General features: G+C 61.6%; 1 protein-coding gene. It reads left to right on the forward strand.

Translation table 11 applies throughout. From position 1 onward, the window contains the following. Positions 1-744 (forward strand): efflux RND transporter permease subunit (locus QHC67_RS18915; protein WP_319296714.1); only part of this gene is annotated, 744 nt, incomplete at both ends.

The raw sequence follows: 744 nt of genomic DNA on the forward strand, positions 1-744 counted from the left end.
ATCGCAATGGCGAAGGTCTGGCTGTTCGCTCGGATGCGCTCGTTCGCAATGCCAGCGAGTTGGCCAGGACCGTGATCGCGACACGTAACGGCGTGCCGATCACGGTCGAACAAGTTGCGACTGTGAAGACGGGTCAGGCGATCCGCAGGGGTTCGGCATCGGAGAACGGTACCGAAGTCGTCGTCGGCACGGCGATCATGCGGATCGGCGAGAACAGCCGCATCGTGTCGACCGCGGTCGCTGAGAAACTGAAGACGATCAACGCTTCGCTGCCTCCTGACGTCGTAATTCAGCCGGTGCTGAACCGCACCGAGCTGGTCAATTCGACGATCAAGACGGTCGCGAAAAACCGGTCCGACGGCGCGGTGCTGGTCATCGTCGTGCTCTTCCTGCTGCTCGGCAACTTCCGTGCGGCCCTGATCGCGGCGTTGGTCATCCCGATCACCATGATGCTGACAGGCTTTGGTATGCTGCGCGCTGGGGTCTCGGCCAATCTGATGAGCCTTGGGGCTTTGGACTTCGGTCTGATCGTCGACGGCGCCGTCATCATTGTCGAAAACGCGCTGCGCCGGCTTGCCGAGCAACAGCATCATGAAGGCCGATTGCTCAGCGTCAAGGAACGGCTCGCGACCGTGGCAGCCGCTGCGCGTGAGATGATCCGTCCCTCTGTGTACGGGCAGGCAATCATCATCCTCGTCTACGTACCGCTGCTCACGCTGACCGGCGTGGAGGGTAAAACGTTCG

The organism is Sphingobium sp. (assembly GCF_033795625.1).
In the GTDB taxonomy this organism is placed as follows: Bacteria; Pseudomonadota; Alphaproteobacteria; order Sphingomonadales; family Sphingomonadaceae; genus Sphingobium.